The following is a 15019-nucleotide window of genomic DNA, read 5'->3' as shown; positions in this document are numbered from 1 at the left end:
ACTTGTTTTCCAGCAAGTCCCCGCGTGACGCTCACGTAGAAGGTGCCATGAAAAAGTTTGTCCAAAGAGTTCTCCCGGTCTTCGTGGCACTCGCGGCTGCGGTTGCCTCACCATGCTTCGCCGCCGTCCAGATGGGAATTCCCGGTCAGTTTGATGTGTCGCCGCTCGGTGCGGCGACCTACACCGTTCCCATTCAGGTGCCCCCCGGCATCGCGGGCATCGAGCCCAAGCTTTCCATGAGCTACAGCAGCCGCGCAGGCAACGGCTTGCTGGGCGTCGGGTGGACCTTGGATGGGCTGCCTGCCATCACCCGCTGTCCGCGCACGACGCCTCAGGACGGTGTCAAGGGTGGCATTCTTTACACCTCCGACGACCGCTTCTGCCTCGATGGCAAGCGACTGATGGTGGTCTCGGGCACCTATGGCGCTGCGGGGTCAGAGTACAGGACTGAAATCGATGCATTCCTGAAGGTCACCGCAATGGGGGCGGCGGCTTCAGGCCCGCAATCTTTCGTCGTGAAGACGAAGGATGGCCTGACGATGGAATTCGGAGGCAGTAGCGACAGCCGGGTCTTTGCAGCCAACGCGGCAGGCATTCGCGTCTGGGCGCTGAACAAGGTGTCCGACGTGATGGGGAACACCCAAAGCATCGTCTATGGCCTGCCGTCGGTGATCGCCGGTAGCACGACCGAATTCAACACCTATCCGCTGCGGATTGAATACACCAGCAACCCCAAGACCGGTCTGGCGGCGGCCAACAACGTTGAATTCAACTATGCCGTTCGCTCCATAGCCGAAAAATTGAACGCCTACCAAGGCGGTCAGCAGTTCCTGACGTCCGTTCGCCTCTCCGGAATCGTCACCAAGACCAACGGCAACGTCGTTTCGACTTACACCCCGTCGTATTCCTCGCAAGCGGATCAACGATCGACAATGCAGTCCTTGACGCTCTGCGGGAAGGCCGGGCCATGCGCTCCGGTCACGAGCTTCAAGCTCGGCAGTGCGGGAAAAGGGCTCTACCCCTTCCCCGGATCGATGATCACGGCGGTGTCCCAGGCGGAGAGCTCAGTCTCTGGTGGCAAATGGGTCACGCTTGATGTCGATGGTGATGGCATCACCGATCTCGTTCATTTGACGGAGATCAGCGGCGTCTACCGCATCTGGAAGTCGAACGGTGATGGCACCTTCAGCATTCGCGAGTTGACTGCGTCCGGAGACACCAGTCTTTCAACCGGCTCGTGGCAAGTGCTGGACGTCAATGGCGACGGATTGGCCGATCTCGTGCATATCACGGCGACCTCCGGACTAGTGCAGGTGTGGAAGTCCAATGGCGATGGGACGTTTGCCATCACTCCCTTCTCGAGTGCCAGCAAGGACGATGACCTCTCTCATGGAGGGTGGTTGATTCTGGATGTCAACGGCGACGGGCTGGCAGACCTCGTGCATCTGGTCGGTGCTGTTCAAAACACGATCTGGCAAGAGACCGAGGACATGCGAGTCTGGAAATCGAACGGTGATGGAAGCTTCACCATCTCCAGGTTTCTGGGCACCGGTGGAACGGCGCTTTGGATCGAGGAGGGCCCGCTCGCCGCCGCGTTGTTTCGCAGCAAATGGCAAGTATTGGATGTTAATGGTGATGGCCTGGCTGACATGGCCCAGCTCTATCTGGATCGAGACAACTTCAGCGTCTGGCTCATCGTTCGCAAGTCAAAAGGCGATGGAACCTTTGACATTTCAAAGGTCCAGGTTCTCGGGCCGACCGGGTCCTGGGGCGTGGCCGACGGCAGTATCAGTCGCGTCTATACCTGGGTGCCAATCGATGTCAATCAGGATGGGCTGACCGATCTGGTCCTGCAGGTGACATTCAGGGACCACCGAAACGGGCAGCTCATCAGTGAGGCGGGCCGCAATCAATCGATCACCCTGCTGTCGAAGGGTGATGGAAATTTCGAATGGAAAGCGCTGCCTTCGACACCAGACCGACCGTTGGTCGACGGCACATGGCAGGTCGTTGACACGGACGGTGATGGCTTGGCTGATCTGATACACACGCCTTCCAACCTTGCGGGTGTCGGGGCGTACACCGTGTGGCGTTCGAATGGTGATGGCTCGTTTGCCGTCAGTTCCTCTCCCGTCAATGGGGACCCCTGTTCGTCCGCATGCACGGACATGTACGCCGGTGACTTCACGGCGAGCGGTGCGGCCGGATTCGTCCGCGTCGACGGTCAGACCGTGAAATCGGCATGGCTGCTTGGCCGCCCTCCATCGAACCTCATGATCGGGGTCTCCAATGGCGCGGGAAGCATCCTCTCCTGGGAAATCGATGCTTTGCCGATCATGCTGATTCGGCAGAGCTATGCAAAAGATGTCGCCAGCGACAGTYCCGTCTGGACGATCGCATCTGCCATTCCTGTCGTGACGGAGGTTCGGAAGCAGGCAGTGAGCTGGGTGAGCAGTAGTTCAACGATCAGCCGCTTGAACCGAGTCACCTCCTTCTCCTATGGCTCGGCACGGGTCGAGCGCAACGGCCGAGGGTTCGTCGGATTTCGTTGGCAGCAGACAGCCGATTCGATCACCGGCTTGCGCACACGCACGACATTCCGACAGGATTTCCCGTACATCGGCTTGGTGGAGAGTCGGAGCACGGGCAGCGGTGGATCGTGGGACAACCTGAGTACCACCACAAACTCGTATTCAGCGATGGTCGCCGGCTTGCCCGACACGGCCGCATCCAGTCCTTACGGATGCAGGCTGTCGATCGACGCGAACTGCTTCATTGCCCAGGACAAGCGCTACTTCGTGTATCCGTCGGAGATCAATGCGCAATCCAAGGATCTGAATGGCGCGCTGTTGCCCCGCACCCGGATCCTCAACGCAGACCCTGATCACTACGGCAATCTGCGCCAAGAGACGACGCAGATCCTGAATTCGGACGGTTCGCCCACCGACTACTCAACCGTGGTGGCGAGCACGTATTACAACGACCCGGCCAACTGGTTCATCGGGCGATTGACCAAGCGAGTGACCGACCGCGGCGGGCCTACAGTGGCCACCCCAGTAGTTCCTGGTTCGGGAGGATTGCCGCCGGCGCCCGCCCCTCAGCTGCCGGCACAGACGACGGCAACCATCATGACCATTCTTCAATTGCTCCTGAGCGATGACTGACATGCTGACAGTACCTCTCAATCGCTGGAAGCGCGTGGCCACTCGGGCGGTCTTGTCGTGTGTCTCGGGCATGCTTGTGCTCGCCGCTGTGCCAGCCTGGTCAGCCACGACAATCAGGACGACGACTTCATTCGACTACGACCCCGCGACAGGTCGGCTGACGAAGACCATCGTCGAGCCGGAGATTTCGGACTTGTGCGTGGTGACCGAATACAAGCTGCCGGATGAGTATGGTCGACCAACCGTCGTCACGACACGGAACTGTGCCGGTGCCGCCGCAACGGTCAGCGGGGCGGTTGGCGAGGCGGCTGCGCCGACCGGGATGGCGAAGTTCTCGCCGAGGGACGTCACGAACGCATGGTCGACGGACAAGCGCTTTCTTGAGACCACAGTGAACCCGCTGGGTCACGAGGAGAAGAGAACCTACGACGGTCGATTTGGCACGGCCACCAGCCTTCGCGATCCGAACGGGGCGACGCAGAGTGATCCGAGTCTTTCGACGACCCAGTGGACCTATGACGATCTGGGTCGCAAGACGCTGGAGATTCACGCCGACAAGACACGAATCAAGTGGGAGTACGTCTACTGCACGTACAACGATGACATTGCGTGGAAGCAGGATGTCTCTGTGCCGGCCGGTGCTGCTACCGGTTTGTGCAGCACCGTGCGAGCAAGTTTCCACTCGGGTTCCTTCTCCGTGGGGCCGAGCGTGGTGAAGCCGGTGTTCTACGTTCAGGCTACGCCGCTCAGATCTGACGGCACGGTCAACGGAGCCTACACGCGCACCTACTACGACGCATTAGGGCGAGAGATCCGATCCGAGACGGAAGGCTTCGACGGATCGAGCAGCAGCGAACCGGTGCAGGCAGACCTCATCTATGAGCTCGATGACGAAGTCATCGCGAAAGTCCTGCCCGGCGCGTCGTCCGTCAGCTACACGCGAGATGTGCTGGGCCGCGTGACTCGACAGTTCGAGTTGAACGCAGCGGGTGGCCCGGCTTCGATCGACACCTCGTACAACGGCTTGACCACCACGGTGAGCGATGCCAAGGGAAATCCGCTCGTCTACGTCAAGAATGCGGCCGGGCAGCTCGAGAGCATCACCGACAAAAAGGGCAGGCTGACTCGCGAATACGATCCGCTGGGCAATCTGGTGCGAACCACCGACGCTGCCTTCAACGTCGTTTCGATCTCGTACGACTCGCGCGGGCGCAAGACTGCGCTGTACGACCCGGACCTCGGCGTCGTGGCCTATTGCTATGACGCACTCGGCCAGCAGAAGGCACAGCAGGATCAGAAGCTGCGAGGTGGTGCGGTGCCGATCGCCTGCCCAGCCATTTCCGATGTGGGTACCACCGCATCCGATGTGGCGGGGTGGGTGACCATGGCCTACGACAAGCTCGGCCGCCAGACCGCACGCAGCGAGCCGGACCTGAAGAGCAACTGGTACTTCGACAGCAGGACGTACGCCGATGGTTCTCCCCCTTGCAAGACGGGGATCGGACGGCTTTGTGAGGCCACGGCCGGCAACGGCTATGCGCGCCGGCATTACTACGATGACCTCGGTCGCCCGAGCACTGTCACGACCTTTGCCAATGACAAGGTCTTCACCACGAGCACGGGCTATGACGCGATCACCGGACGCGTGAGCTCGCGGACGTATCCGACCGGCCTTCAGATCAACAATGTCTATACCGCGCGCGGCTATCTGCGGCAGGTCGTCGATGCACGCAACAACCTCGCCCTGTGGACGCTGCAGCGCCAGAACCCGAACGGTGCGCCGCTCGAGTTCAAGTACGGCAACGACTTGGTCACCACGAACACCTACTTTCCGGATGGGCTCCTGAAGACCAGCCAAGCAGGGTCGAGCGGCACGGTCAGCAACTTGGTGTATGGCTACGACCTGAATCGGAACATCAACAGCCGGCTGGATGTCAGCGCCGGCATCACGTTGACCTATGTTCACGACGAGTTGAACCGGCTGACGAGTGAAACGCGCTCCGGCGGCGCCTTGAGCACTCCGCAAGTGATGGGCTGGGGCTACGACGCCATCGGCAACATCACCACTCGCACAGAGGCCGGTGTGACGAACACCTATCTCTACAACACGAGCGGGCAGGGAAGCCAGCGCCCCCACGCGGTGGCGGGTGTGAGCGGGTCCGTCAATGGAGTAGCAGCGCCGCGCTACGCCTATGACGTGAACGGCAATCTCGAATCCGGCGCCGGCCGCACGGTGGCATGGACCGCATTCAACATGGTGCGGAGCGTGAGTTCCGCTGGGGCGGAGGTGAGCTTCCTCTACGACGCCGAGCACGAGCGGACGGTGGAACGGTATTCGCGCAGTGGAGTGCCGCAGCGGAGCACTGTGTATATCAATCCGAGCGCCGGGGCAGGTTTGTTCTACGAAGAAGAAACCGGCGCTTCAGGTACGAAGATGAAGCATTACATCAGCGCGGGTGGTCCTGCCTTCGCGCTGATCGTCTGCACATCGAACCCGTGCACGAGCGTCGCCAACACCACGACGCAGTACTGGCACAGGGATCACCTGGGCTCCGTGGTGGCCATCAGCGATTCGACGAGCGCGGTCGAGCACCTGGCCTTCGAGCCGTTCGGAAAGCGGCGCAACAGCAATGGTGTGACCGACACCAACGGGCAACTCATCCCGATCAATACGGATCGTGGCTTCACCGGCCATGAGCACATGGACGAGGTGGGGCTGATCAACATGAACGGCCGCGTGTATGACCCCGCGCTGGCTCGCTTCATGAGTGCGGATCCGCAGATCACCTATCCAGACGCGACAGGTAGCTACAACCGCTACAGCTATGTGTTGAACAATCCGCTCGGAATGACGGATCCGTCGGGTTTTGATCCGTGGGGTGCGGAGAGCACCTATGGGAGTTCAGGGGCCAGCTATTCGAATGGATCCTGGTCGTTCAGTTGGGGGCAGTCAGGAGGCAACTACAACCTCGGCCTCCCGGTCGCCAGCTATGGGGCGACCTACTCGGTCTTCGGCGGGAACGTCGGGTGCTATTCCTGCGGGATTCCTTCGGCCGATTCATCGATGGCCTTTATGGGCGGATATTCTGAGCAGAGCAACATCAGTTTGGCTGCCGGCGGGATCAATTCAGCGGGAGGCGACCGGGCTACCATCAGCTCCTCTCCGAATTTCTTCGTGGACAATTTCGTTGGCCGGATTGCAGGGCACATGGTCGCGCCGCTTGCACTGTTCACTACGGACAACCTGAATCCGTTGACGGGTTATTATGAGAATTTCAATGGTTATAAGAGGGCAGAGGCGACGATTGGTCTATTGACGCTTGGCATCGGTGGGGAAGCTCGTACTGAAGCGGTTGTGGTCAAGGAGTTGGCTACTGCTGCAAAGGGGCTGGGTGGTTTTAAAATTGGCATGTCGGCAGAGGAAATCTCGGCACTCAATCGAACTTTCGGAAATGGTGTTGCCTACCGGGAAGTCGACAACGTTCTGGCGAATGCGTCCAGATATGATGGTTTCTATAACAAGATGGCCTCCGTGATTCGTGATATCGCGGGCGGACATCTGTTTGAGAATGGGAATAAGAGAACGGCTGTTGCTGCAGTTGAGTCGCTGATCTCCCGGAATGGCGTGAATGGACCGCCACAGGCGCTGATCTGGAATGTGGTAGATCGCGTTGCGACTGGTGAGTTGAAAGATGTTCGAGCAATTTCTAAGGCGCTGCAGGGCTTCTAAATGAATACAATTGACTTCAAAGAATTTGCGGCCGAATGGGGTGTCGATTTGTCGATGGCGCAAGCTTGGACTGATTTGCTTCCCCTCATTGAGCGAATTTGTGAAACGAAGCGGGGCTACTTCATCTTTAAGGTCGATGGGGAGCGGCCAACCCGCAAGTACACGTTTACGCTGAATCTGCCCTATCCCGCAGATGTTGTTTTGCGGAGAGACACGGATAGCATGGAGGATGGCTTGGTTGCGATTGTGCAAGACCTTCGCTCTACGGGAATTCATCCCGGCGACTAGTGCTGAAGGGCGGGTCGGTCGTCGGGTGGTCGATCACGGTGGCGTCCCCAGTGATCAGCCCAACTGCCAATTTCACTTCACCGGATCGCACTGATCCACCTCGCACTGCCCGCTCGACCCGATGCCCATCGTGTAGACGGCTGCGATGTTCTTGCCTAGCGCGAACATCATCATCGCCGTCGCCACCGCCGCCTTGTTCTCGCTCTTGATGAGCATCCCGAGAGCGGACTGTCCCATCCCTCAATGAAAGGAATTTCAATGATCCCCATCAAATCACCGATCACATTTCTATCCTGCTTGATCGCAGGACTGGTCATGCAGATCGCACCGCTGAACGCCTATGCATACATAGAATGCACCCTGACGCCGGTGAAATTCTATGTGGGCGACTCCATCCTGTGGGTCAATTACCAGGAAGGTGGCGTTGGCACCATCGCGCAGTCAAGCCCCGACTTCAAACCAGTCTTCGCCGTCATCATGACGGCCATCACGACGCAGAAATCGGTTCTTGTCAGGTATTCCGACGGAGCGGGTTGCACGAGTCAACAAGACATCAAAGGCATCTGGCTGTCGAGGTGACGGAAACAGGGGTGAGGAGCGGGCGTCGGGAAGCCCGCGGAGCGCTTTCTGGGGGCGCGTCGACCTCAGCTCACTCCACCGGATCGTACTGATCCACCTCGCAATGCCCGCTCGTCCCGATGCCCGTCGTGTAGACGGTCGCGGTCTTCTTGCCCAGCGCGAACATCATCATCGCCGTCGCCATCATTGCCTTGTTCTCGCTCTTGATCAGCATCCAACCGAAAGGCGCACCGTTGCAGTTGGTCGGGCGCCCGGCGTCCAGCCTGATCAGGTAACCGGCGGGCGTGCTGGTCGTGTCGACGACGGTGCCGGTCACGTAGGCAGCCTGGACCTGCGCTTGTGCGCCGAAGGTTGCCAACGCGGCACTGGCGGCCAAAGCAACTCGTGCCGCGCGGAAGGTCTTCAGACAGGTACGTTTCATGTGTGCTTTCGAAGAGGAATGGGTATGTGGCTGGGACGGCGAACAGCACCGCACAGCCTGCGGATTTTCTCCGCAGTCATGCGCGATACGCCACCCTCACTGGGCATCACCCGGTTCCGCGCTCCGGCCTGTGAACTGTGATGGCTGCCAGTTTTTCAATTCAAAGGAGGATGTGATGAAGCATGGATTCCGGACGGCAATGGCCGTCGCTCTGTCGCTGGCCACGCAGGCCAGTTGGGCCAACTACGCATGCACCGGATTGGTCGACTACCTGGGCGTCGACCAAGGCGGGGCGGTGGTGGTGGCGCTGAAAGACGCAACACCGATCCACAAGATCTGCTCGATCGGAGCCCAGGGCTCCTTCTTCATGCTGCCGGCCGCATGTAAGACGGTCTATGCGACGTTGCTGGCAGCCAAGCTGTCGAACCGGAGCATGACGGTTTTCTACAACGAGAACGGATTCACTTGCGGCTCTCTGCCGCAATGGGAAAACGTTCCGGGTGTCTACTTCATCCAGGGGCCGAACTGAGCGACCGCCGGGCGCCTCAAAGACCGCCCATGCTCAGAAGGCGTAGCGGCCGGTGATGCCACCTACCCAATTGCGCTCCGGCGCCGGCTCGAAATAGCGGGCATTGCCCTCATTGACGATCACCGACCCCGCATAGGTGCGATCGAACACGTTGTCGACCCGCACGAAGCTGCTGAACTGCCAGGCGCCGATGGGCAGCACATGCCCGACGCTCGCACCGACGGTGGCCTGCCCGCCAGCCGCATCCGAGTTCATGTCATTGACGAACACCTTGCTCAATGCCCGCACGTCGACCCCCGCGCGCCAGCCCTGCGGCGGCGCCCACGCCAGGCTCGCCTGCAAGCTGCTGCGCGCGATGCCTGGAATGCGCTGCCCCGACGCGATCTCGACGTTTGGTGCGGCACACGGCGTGGCGGCGCAAGTCATGAACGCGTCGCGGTAGCGCGCATCGAGCCAGGTGGCCGCCGCCTGCGCCTTCCATGGCTCGGGCAGCGCCGCGACGGCGCTGAGTTCCAGCCCGCTGCGCCGCGTGCTGCCCGCGTTCTGGAAGGTCGATCGCCCACCGGTGTTGGTCAGCGTGACGATCTCGTCCGACGTGCGAGTCTGGAACACCGCCGCGTTGAACTCGCCGATGCCGTCCAGCCGGCTCTTCACGCCGAGTTCCAGGCTGCGGCTCGTCGCAGGCTGCAGCGCGAAGTTCAATCCCGTCGCGCCATTCGGCCGGTAGCTCAGTTCGTTCAGCGTCGGCGTCTCGAAGCCCTTGCCGGCCGTCGCATACAGGTGCACCGAGCGGCTCGCGGCCCACAGCACGCCCAGCACCGGCAGCGTCGCGCGGTGGTCGGCGCGGCCGCTGTCGTCGGGGTTGGCACCCACGATGTAGTTGTCGTGCGATTCGAAGCGCACGCGGCTGTGCCGCACACCGGCGTTCAGCGTCCAGTCGGCCGCCGGCTGCCACGAGGCCTGCAGGTAGGGGTCGATGTTGCTGACGAAGTTGGTCTCGTCGCGCCGCATCGCCCCGCGCTGGCCGCGTTGGGGCGTTGCCGCATCGCCGGTGTAATCGAGATACCCCTGGCGCAACTCGCGCAGCCGGTCGTAGGCCAAGCCGCCGATCAGCGTCAATGGCCGGTCTGCGACGGCGGTCTTCGTCGTCCAGCGCCAGTCGGTGCCGCTGTAGTCGCGCCGCAGGTCGATCACGCCGCCGGGGTGCAGCGCGTTGTTCGCCTGCGTCGCCACCGGAATGGCCTGGAACTGCTCGGTGCGCCGGTGCCCGCCGTACACCATCACCCGCAGCGCGTGGTCGGCCGACACCCGCCGGTCGAGCACGATGCCGGCCTGCGTCTGCGAGACGGTCTTGCGCGTGTCGAAATCGGTCGCGACCGGATCGGCGCTGCGCGGATTCGCATCGAACGCGGCCCGCGTCAGCCCGAGCGGATCCTGCGCGAACGGCAGCGCAACGCTGTTCAGCACCACGCTCCATCGCGTGTCCTCGTCCGCGCGCCACACCAGCTTCGCGTTGCCGATGTCGCGCCGCGCGGCGCCGTGGTCGCGGTAGCCGTCGGTCTCGAAATGGCTCGCGCTCAGCAGGTAGCTCAGCCGGCCTTCGGCCCCCGAGAGCTTGCTGCTGGTGCGCATCGCGCCGTCGCTGCCGCCTGCTACGCCGAAGCTCAACGCTGGCCGGCCGACACCCTCTTCGGTGAACACCTGCAGCACGCCGCCCGACGAATTGCCGTACAGCGCCGAGAACGGCCCGCGCAGCACCTCGATGCGCTCGACCGAGTTCAGGTCGACGTTGGTGATCTGGCCCTGCCCGTCGGGCAGCGTGGCCGGGATGCCGTCGACGTAGAGCCGCACGCCGCGGATCCCGAAGGTGGATCGCGCGCCGAAGCCGCGCACCGAGATCTGCACGTCCTGCGCGTAGTTCTGCCGGTCGCGCGCTTGCAGGCCGGGCACGCCGGCGAGGCCGTCAGAAAGATTGACCTGCAGCCGGCCGTCGCGCAGCGTGTCGCCATCGATCACGTCGATCGAGGCCGGCACGTCGAAGCGCGGTGTCTCGGTGCGGGTGGCCGTCACGGTGACGGTGGGCAGCACCTGCTGGGCCGGGGCGGCGGGGGCCAGCGCGCACAGCGCCAGCGCCGAGAAAGCGGTTCGTCGATTCATGCGCGCTCGCCGGGCCATCGACATGCCGTCACCGGCGCTAGCCGATYACGATCGCCACGCTGGTGAACAACGCGGCCGCCAGCGTCGCCGCCAGCAGCCACGGCCCGCGCCGCCAGCGCTGGCGCGGCGGGGGCGGCGTGGCGAGCAGGTCGCCGTCGCGCAGCCGCACCAGGGCGGCCTCCGAATCGAAACGCCGCGACACCGACAGCAGCGCCATGTCCGGCGCGAACGACGCGCGCGTCATCGACTGCGTCGTCGCGAAGCTCTGCGCCAGCGGCGTGAACGAGGTCATCGAGACGCCGGCGCCGGGCGGCGTTTCGCCGTCGGCGGCCTCGTCGGCGCTCGGGTCCGACAGGCTGCTGCGGCAGGCCAGCAGGTCGGCCGCCAGCGCCTCGGCGCTCTGGTAGCGGTCGGCCGGCTGCTTGGCCAGCGTCTTCGCGACGATCAGGTCGAGCACCACCGGCACGTCCGGGTTCAGCCGGCTCGGGATCGCCGGCTCGGCATGGCCGATCGCGTACATCAGCTGGTTCACGTCGGCGCCGTTGAACGGCGTCGTGCCGGTCAGCATCTCGTGCAGCACGACGCCCAGCGAGAAGATGTCGGCCCGGTGGTCGATGTCGTTGCCGGCGATCTGCTCCGGCGACATGTACTTCGGCGAGCCGAGGATGGTGCCGGTCTGCGTGATCACGTCAGACGTCGGGATGCGCGCGATGCCGAAATCCATCAGCTTCGCGTGCCGGCCGTGCACCAGCATGATGTTGGCCGGCTTGATGTCGCGGTGCACCACGCCCTGCGCATGCGCGACGCCGGCGCCCAGCGCCACCTGGCGCACGATGTCGACCGCCATCGCGAGCGAGACCCGGCTGCTCGCCAGCCGGTCGCGCAGCTCCACGCCCTCGAGCAGCTCCATCGCGAGGTAGGCCCAGTCGCCGTCGCGGCCGACGTCGTACACCGTCACCAGGTTCGGGTGGTTCAGCCCGCCGGCGGCGCGCGCCTCCTGCTGGAAGCGCACCGCGTGCTCGGCGGCGGCATCCTCGCCCATGTACAGCGTCTTCAGTGCGACCGGGCGGCCCAGCTGCTCGTCATGCGCGCGGTACACCACGCCCATCGCGCCGCGGCCGAGCTCCGACTGGATGCGGTAGCGGCCCAGTTGCGACGGGAGGCGCGGGTCGACGTGCGTGTGGATGATGGTGTCTGGAGAGTTCACGGCGTCTCAGTTTCCGAGCCGGCGGCGCAGGTCCTGCCAGAAGCCCGACTTGCCCTGCTTGACCGGCTTGGCCGGTTTCGGGGCCGCGACGAAGCGGTGCTGGATCGTGATGCGTTCGCCCGGCGCGACCTGAACCTCGGTACTGTACGGCGGGAAACCGGCCGCGGTCAGTTCCAGCGTGTGCGGGCCGCTCGCGAGCTCGATCTGCGTCAGCGGCGGCGTGCTGCCCTTGTGCTCGCCGTCGACCGACACCTCGGCCTGCGGCTTCACGTCGAACACGATCACCGCGCCCTGGGTCGCCTCGCGCCATTCGTCCAGCCCCCAGCGCACCGCGATGCCGCCGCCGATCAGCAGCGCGCTGCCGATGATGCCGCCCAGCAGCAGCCGGCGCTGGTACTGCAGGCTCGCCTGCGGGTTGATCGCGAACAGCTCGTGCGTGCGCACCTGGTCGTCGATCGAGGTGCCGGCCAGCTCGAGCCGGCGCGCCGCGCCCGGCGAGTTGACATCGAGCGCGTCGCGGAAACTGCGGGTGGCCAGCATGCGGCCCGGCTTGGCGAAGGTGGCGATGGCCGCCGCGGTGCTCAGCCCGTCGCCCATCAGCGCGGGCCCGCCCTGGGCGTCGGTCACCAGCTTGACGGCACCGTGGTTCAAGCCGACCACGGTGCGCCGGCTGCGGCTCTTGCGGGCCAGGCGCTGCGCGACGTCGAACGCCACCAGCGGATCGGCGGTGATCACGATCGCGATGCCGTCGCGGGCGTCGAGCACGACGCGCTCGCTGGCAGGAACTGCGTCCAGGGCCGCTGCGGCGCGCGACTCCAGCCGGGCTTTCAGCGTCGCCTGCTCGGTCACCGATGAGCTGCCGAACTCCCGGATGCGGGCGAACACGACGCTCGCAGGCCTCGCGGTCGGGACTCGGTTTTCTTCAGGCATCGGGGGCGCAGGCGTTCGGATGGGCAATGGGAGACGCGATTGGAAACGCATTTGAGCCTACCACCGCCCCCCCGCCGGTGGCGGGATGCAACCGGTTGTGCCATACGTCACGCCGATAGCGGGTGATTGCTCACGGCTCGACGACCACCTGCACCATCGCGCTGTTGAACCGGGAGATGCCGTACTCGATCGGCCGGCCCGCGGCGTCGACGTAGACGCTCTCGACGACCAGGATCGGCGTCGCCGGCGGCTGCTTCAACTGGCGTGCCACCGTCCGCTCCGGCGTTTTCGCAGTCACCCGGCCGAGGCGCCGCTCGAAGCTGTCGACGCCCAGCCGCGCCAGCGCCAGGTGCGTCTTGCCGAGTTCGCGGTAGACCTGCGCGATGCCGGCAAATCGCGGCAGCGGGAAATACTGCGTGCAGACGCCGACCACCTTGTCGTCGACGACATCGAGCGAATCGACCTGCACGACGCGGCTGCCGGCCGGCAGCTCCAGCAGCGCCAGCACCTCGGGCTCGGGCACCCGCTCGGCGTCGTGCGTCAGCCGGCTGGCGCCGACCCGCCGCGCCTTCGCGAGGCTGTGCGCGAAGCGGCTGCGCCGGCCGAGCGCATAGTCGATCGCCTCCTCGCGCACGAAGGTGCCGCGGCCGTGCAGCACCTCGACCAGCCCGCGCTCGGCCAGCGCCTTCACGGCCTGGCGCACGGTGTGGCGGTTGACGCCGAAGCGATCGGCCAGCGCCAGCTCGTTGGCCAGCCTGCCGGTGACGCGCCCGCCGAGGATGTCGTCGGCGAGTGCCTTCTCGATCTGCAGCCAGATCGACACACCCGCGCTGCGCGTCAGCGGAAGCACGCCGCTCATGCCGCGATCACCCGTTCGGCCAGCGCCGGCGCGATGCTCATGCCGACGCCCGCGGTGATCGCCACCGCCTGCACGCCCGGCGCCGGGCTCAGCACCTCGAACGGCCGCGGCCCGCTCGCGTACACGCCCTGCCAGCGCTGCAGCACGCGCAGCGGCTGCCCGAGCAGGTCGCCGGCGAGCGCCAGCAGCAGCTCGTCGACCTGCTCATCCTGGAAAGGCACGACGCTGCCACCGTAGCGATGCGAGTCGCCGACCACCAGCTCGCCGCGCTCGCCCAGCTGCTGCACGATCAGGTGGATGCCGTGCTCGAGCAGCGCCGGCGTGTCCTGCTGCACCCGGCGGCGCAGCGCGTCGATCCCGTCGACGCCGGCGAACGACGGGTAGTGCAGGCACGACAGGCCGGTCAGCAGCGCCTGCCCGTAGCGCGGCCCCGGGTTCGCGAGCCGCAGCATCTGCAAGGCACAGCGCTGCAGCGCGAGCGGTGCGAAGGCCGCGGGGTACAGGGTCTGGAAGTCCGAACCGCTGCAGACGATGGCGCGGTCGGTCGCGAAACGCCCGCGCGAGGTCTCGATCCGCGGCAGCTCGATGGCATGCACCTGTGTCCCGACATGGAACTCGACGCCGTACCGTTCGGCGAGCCAGCGCGCGAAGGCGGGGATCACCTCGCGGGCTTCGAACGCGATCTCTTGCGGGCTCCACAGCGCGCCGATGCCGTTCAGCGAACGATCCGCCACCTGCGCGGCCGTCCGCAATTGCGTGGTGTATTCGCTGCCCTTCAGCGCATGAAAGGACTGCAGCAGCGCCCATTCCGCCGCGTTGCGGGCCACCGTCAGGCTGCCCTCGGCCTGGTACCAGGTGCCGAGGGCTGGCAGCAATTCGAGCCACAGCCTTCGGCTGCGCCGTGCCAGCTCGAGCATCTCGCCCGCCGGCTGGCCGAGCACCAGCCCGAGGCCGAAGTTGCGCACCGAGGCGCCGACCGCCTGCGCATCACGCTCGAACACGCTGACCCGCCAGCCGCGCCGGGCGGCGGCCCAGGCGTGCGCCAGGCCGACGACACCCGCGCCGACGATCGCGAGCCGTCCGCTGCTCACGGCCGCTCGCCGCGCGCGAGTCGCGCCTCGATCGCCTCCAGCACCGCGGGCAACCCGGCGACGC

The 15019-nt window shown here is 64.6% G+C and carries 12 protein-coding genes; 5 read left to right on the top strand and 7 right to left on the bottom strand.

Annotated elements, in window-relative coordinates; all coding sequences use genetic code 11:
* Window positions 1–47: 47 nt before the first annotated feature.
* From AC1D1T_RS08570 to AC1D1T_RS08560, 3 genes are read left to right on the top strand one after another with little or no spacing between them, the layout of a single operon-like run.
* Entirely contained in the window at window positions 48–3164 is a 3117-nt protein-coding gene (locus tag AC1D1T_RS08570) for an FG-GAP-like repeat-containing protein (RefSeq protein ID WP_477991767.1), read from the top strand.
* Window positions 3157–6894, top strand: a complete 3738-nt coding sequence (locus AC1D1T_RS08565) for an RHS repeat-associated core domain-containing protein (RefSeq protein WP_477991766.1) — start codon at window positions 3157–3159, stop codon at window positions 6892–6894. Before AC1D1T_RS08570 ends, AC1D1T_RS08565 begins: the two co-directional genes overlap by 8 nt.
* A complete protein-coding gene (locus AC1D1T_RS08560) occupies window positions 6895–7182 on the top strand; it encodes a hypothetical protein (protein WP_477825397.1) in 288 nt (95 codons plus the stop codon). It begins immediately after the preceding gene.
* 72 nt (window positions 7183–7254) lie between these two features.
* On the opposite strand, the gene AC1D1T_RS08555 is transcribed toward AC1D1T_RS08560, so the two are convergent.
* Window positions 7255–7398, bottom strand: coding sequence for a hypothetical protein (locus AC1D1T_RS08555; protein WP_477825396.1), 144 nt, complete (start codon window positions 7396–7398; stop codon window positions 7255–7257).
* A 42-nt stretch (window positions 7399–7440) separates the two neighbouring features.
* On the opposite strand from AC1D1T_RS08555, the gene AC1D1T_RS08550 reads away from it, so the two are divergent.
* Window positions 7441–7761 (top strand): hypothetical protein, encoded by a 321-nt coding sequence (locus AC1D1T_RS08550; protein ID WP_477825395.1) that lies wholly within the window; start codon window positions 7441–7443, stop codon window positions 7759–7761.
* A gap of 70 nt (window positions 7762–7831) precedes the next feature.
* Here the strand turns inward: AC1D1T_RS08550 and AC1D1T_RS08545 are convergent, their stop codons facing one another.
* Window positions 7832–8182, bottom strand: coding sequence for a hypothetical protein (locus AC1D1T_RS08545; RefSeq protein WP_477825394.1), 351 nt, complete (start codon window positions 8180–8182; stop codon window positions 7832–7834).
* Between the two features lie 175 nt (window positions 8183–8357).
* On the opposite strand from AC1D1T_RS08545, the gene AC1D1T_RS08540 reads away from it, so the two are divergent.
* The gene (locus AC1D1T_RS08540; protein WP_477825393.1) at window positions 8358–8711 is read left to right on the top strand and encodes a hypothetical protein; all 354 of its coding nucleotides are present in this window, start codon (window positions 8358–8360) and stop codon (window positions 8709–8711) included.
* A 33-nt stretch (window positions 8712–8744) separates the two neighbouring features.
* Here the strand turns inward: AC1D1T_RS08540 and AC1D1T_RS08535 are convergent, their stop codons facing one another.
* The 5 genes from AC1D1T_RS08535 to AC1D1T_RS08515 form a co-directional block, all read right to left on the bottom strand.
* On the bottom strand, window positions 8745–10868 hold the full coding sequence (locus tag AC1D1T_RS08535) for a TonB-dependent receptor family protein (RefSeq protein WP_477991765.1): 2124 nt from the start codon (window positions 10866–10868) through the stop codon (window positions 8745–8747).
* A 37-nt stretch (window positions 10869–10905) separates the two neighbouring features.
* Window positions 10906–12075, bottom strand: a complete 1170-nt coding sequence (locus AC1D1T_RS08530; protein WP_477825391.1) for a serine/threonine-protein kinase — start codon at window positions 12073–12075, stop codon at window positions 10906–10908.
* Window positions 12076–12081: 6 nt separating this feature from the next.
* Window positions 12082–13005 (bottom strand): PEGA domain-containing protein, encoded by a 924-nt coding sequence (locus AC1D1T_RS08525; RefSeq protein WP_465113642.1) that lies wholly within the window; start codon window positions 13003–13005, stop codon window positions 12082–12084.
* A 130-nt stretch (window positions 13006–13135) separates the two neighbouring features.
* A complete protein-coding gene (gene phnF, locus AC1D1T_RS08520) occupies window positions 13136–13864 on the bottom strand; it encodes a phosphonate metabolism transcriptional regulator PhnF (RefSeq protein ID WP_465113641.1) in 729 nt (242 codons plus the stop codon).
* On the bottom strand, window positions 13861–14955 hold the full coding sequence (locus tag AC1D1T_RS08515) for a TIGR03364 family FAD-dependent oxidoreductase (protein WP_465113640.1): 1095 nt from the start codon (window positions 14953–14955) through the stop codon (window positions 13861–13863). Before AC1D1T_RS08515 ends, phnF begins: the two co-directional genes overlap by 4 nt.
* Window positions 14956–15019: the final 64 nt, after the last annotated feature.

The sequence above is a fragment of the Rhizobacter sp. P2_H3 genome (assembly GCF_056403355.1).
Note: the sequence above shows the minus strand (reverse complement) of the source record. Positions and strands in the feature narration are given on the sequence as shown.

Coding starts and splice junctions, on each gene's coding strand:
- AC1D1T_RS08555 (WP_477825396.1), bottom strand. CDS start 7,398: ATGCTCATCAAGAGCGAGAACAAGGCGGCGGTGGCGACGGCGATGATG.
- AC1D1T_RS08560 (WP_477825397.1), top strand. CDS start 6,895: ATGAATACAATTGACTTCAAAGAATTTGCGGCCGAATGGGGTGTCGAT.
- phnF (WP_465113641.1), bottom strand. CDS start 13,864: ATGAGCGGCGTGCTTCCGCTGACGCGCAGCGCGGGTGTGTCGATCTGG.
- AC1D1T_RS08545 (WP_477825394.1), bottom strand. CDS start 8,182: ATGAAACGTACCTGTCTGAAGACCTTCCGCGCGGCACGAGTTGCTTTG.
- AC1D1T_RS08565 (WP_477991766.1), top strand. CDS start 3,157: ATGACTGACATGCTGACAGTACCTCTCAATCGCTGGAAGCGCGTGGCC.
- AC1D1T_RS08540 (WP_477825393.1), top strand. CDS start 8,358: ATGAAGCATGGATTCCGGACGGCAATGGCCGTCGCTCTGTCGCTGGCC.
- AC1D1T_RS08550 (WP_477825395.1), top strand. CDS start 7,441: ATGATCCCCATCAAATCACCGATCACATTTCTATCCTGCTTGATCGCA.
- AC1D1T_RS08525 (WP_465113642.1), bottom strand. CDS start 13,005: ATGCCTGAAGAAAACCGAGTCCCGACCGCGAGGCCTGCGAGCGTCGTG.
- AC1D1T_RS08535 (WP_477991765.1), bottom strand. CDS start 10,868: ATGAATCGACGAACCGCTTTCTCGGCGCTGGCGCTGTGCGCGCTGGCC.